This window comes from Synergistota bacterium (assembly GCA_021159885.1).
Classification (GTDB): domain Bacteria; phylum Synergistota; class GBS-1; order GBS-1; family GBS-1; genus AUK310.
The window spans coordinates 1-2,793 of sequence record JAGHDO010000034.1 but is presented as its reverse complement, the minus strand read 5'-3'; the positions used below and the strand labels follow the sequence as shown (position 1 = coordinate 2,793).

At 40.1% G+C, this 2,793-nt stretch carries 2 protein-coding genes; both read left to right on the top strand.

Annotation, left to right across the window (positions count from 1 at the left end; all coding sequences use genetic code 11):
- The first annotated feature begins 187 nt into the window (after positions 1 to 187).
- A complete protein-coding gene (locus tag J7M13_03455; protein MCD6363042.1) occupies positions 188 to 1,234 on the top strand; it encodes a hypothetical protein in 1,047 nt (348 codons plus the stop codon).
- Positions 1,224 to 2,732, top strand: a complete 1,509-nt coding sequence (cas10, locus tag J7M13_03450; GenBank protein ID MCD6363041.1) for a type III-A CRISPR-associated protein Cas10/Csm1 — start codon at positions 1,224 to 1,226, stop codon at positions 2,730 to 2,732. The genes J7M13_03455 and cas10 overlap by 11 nt, the downstream gene beginning before the upstream one ends.
- Positions 2,733 to 2,793: the final 61 nt, after the last annotated feature.

Sequence of the window (2,793 nt, the reverse complement as noted above, 5' to 3'; positions counted from 1 at the left end):
TCTTAAACGCCTCCTTTGGCATCATAAAAGGGCTTTTTAATCATCTTCCGACCTATTTCCTATCGCTCTTATTATAATTAAGCATATAGAAATCAGCGACTTTGTTTTTGACAAATGGTTCTTGATAAGTAGGCTAAAGTTATGCTAAACTGATAAATAAGGAAATGATTTTCCTCGAGGTGGTATTATGAGATTTATTGATCGCGATGAGGAGCTTAGATTTCTTAAAGCTTATCTTGAGACTGAGCCAAACGCTATAACTTTTGTATATGGTCCTAAATCAAGCGGGAAAAGCGTTTTGATGAAAAAGGTTATAGAGGATCTTTTGAAAGGCGGTGGGTTCACCGCCTTTTATTTTGACCTTCGTGGGAGACTAATTTCCGGCTATGATGGGATAGTCGACATGCTTTTTGCCGATGAGGGTGTTTCAGAAACCAGGGAAGTTGAAAAAGGACTGGAATTTGGGATATTCAGTTATTTTAGAGTAAGAAAGACCGTCAGGGAGGAGATAAGGAATAGAAAAGTGGATCCTTTTTATCTTATGGAAGAAGCTCTGCGAAAAGCGGAGGGGAGAAAACTTATAGTTTTTGATGAACTTCAGAGGCTTAAGAATGTCTATCTGAATTCTCCCGTTAATCAGAAATCTTTTATAGAGGAACTTTTCAATTTCTTTGTTCGCTTAACTAAGGTGGAGCATCTCTCCCATGTATTCGTTTTAAGTTCAGATACCTTTTTCATAGAGGAAATATACGCTAACTCCTCTCTCTCCGAAAGTAGTGAGTATTATCTGGTTGACGATCCGCCTGAGGAAATCGTTAAGGCTTATTTACTGGAAGAAGGATTTAGCACCGAGGAAATAGAGTGCGTTCTGAATGGTATTGGGCCTCTGTTGTGGGCGGTAAACCAGATTGTAGTGAAAAAGAGAGCTGGTGTATCCGTTGAAGAAAGCGTGTCTTCCTTGATAGATGATGCTTATTCTAAGATTTTAATCTTCTTATCTGGGTTGGAAGTAAGGGGTTCCATTCGTGATGAGTATATTCGCTTGCTGAAAAAACTCCTTGAGGGACCCGCTAAGGTAATTCCTTTTGATGGGAATATGCGAAAGTATAAGGAGCTTGCCGATAGGGAGATAGTCTTTTATGATCCGTTAAAGGGGGAGGTAAGAATTCGTTCCCGAGCTAAGCTCCACGCTATAAGAAGGTTGCTTAAGGAGATGAGGATAGATGAAGCTTGATCTTTTCTATTTTTCTGCTCTTCTTCATGATATCGGTAAGTTTGTGGAGAGGGGGAAAAGATATAAAGACATAAAAGATAATTATGCTTCTCTAAATACTGGATGGGCTCATCCAAAGTATTCTGCCTGGTGGTTAAAAAATGTGCGTGGTGAAATTCCTTTCTTTAGGAATCTTGGCTTTTCTGAGGATGAATGGAGAGAGCTTGAAAACCTTGTTCTGTGGCATCATAAGCCTAAAACTTTCTGGCAGAAAGTTCTTCAGGTGTCTGACTGGCTTTCTTCAGGAGAAAGAAGGCCTGAGGAGGAAGGAGCTTCGCGCGGAAGATATACCGAGGAGCCTTTGCTTAGCATCTTTTCAGAGATATATTCCTCAGAAGTCGAAGAAAAGTGTTATTATCCTTTAGCTAAACTTTCCCTTGATGAAGAAGTGATCTTTCCCAGAAATAAAGATGAAATTAGCGTTGATTACGCTAAGCTTGAGGAAGAGTTTGAAAAGGAGCTTGGAAAAATAGAAAGTGAGGCAGATCTATTATGGCTTCTTGGGGATTTTCTCTGGGCAGTTCCAGCTCAGGTAGAGAAGGCGAAACCTGACATATCGCTTTATGATCACTTAAGAACCACATCTGCCATAGCGGTCTGCTACTGGCATGAGATTCAGAGAGAAGGGGAATCTTCGTGGGAGAAGAAGCTGGAGGAGATAAAGACTTATCTTACCGGTGAGAGTTCAGAGGAAGATATCATGGAGGAAAAAGATTTCCTCCTCGTTGGAGGAGATCTCTCGGGAATACAGAGCTTTATATTTGATATTCCTTCCAAAGGAGCGGCTAAGAGCTTGAAAGGTCGCTCCCTTTTTCTTTGGCTTTTAATGGAGGTAGTTGCAAGATACATAGTAAAAGAGCTTAACCTGAAGGAAACTAATATCCTTTATATCGGTGGGGGATTATTCTGGATCTTAGCTCCGTTTTCTGCCGAAAGCAAACTCTGCAATATACGCAAGAAGGTATCAAGAATCATTCTTGAAGCTTTAAAAGGGCAGATATATATAGCTTTGGAGTGGGAACCTCTTACATACAAGCACTTTAAAGAAGATTTCTACAGTGCAGTTGAAGGGCTTTTCAAGAGACTATCCGATAAGAAAGCGGAAAGATTTAAGGAAGTTCTGGAGGACGAAGATGGCTATGAGCTTCTTTTCGGGAGACCTTTGGGACTTGTGCCGTATGAGGAGCACTGTGTTGTATGTGGAGAGAGTGAGAAAGAGAAGCTCCTTCCTTATGAGGAGAGCGGCTCTATATGTTCTATGTGTGAGTCGTTTATTGATCTCTCAAAGAAAGGAAAGGATAAAGCGTTTATTAGCTTGAAAGAGGGGACTTTTACAGTAGATAGCGCTATAAATTGCATTTCTCTTTTTAAATCTCTGGGGTTTAACATTGCTTTCTATGAAGATCGTCCTAAAGGGGAAAAGACCTATCTTTACTATCCCTCCTTAAAGAAGCCCTAAGAGACATTTTAGGGTTTTGTTAATAAGTAGAAAGGATATAAGGTTGTCTGTTTTTATGTTT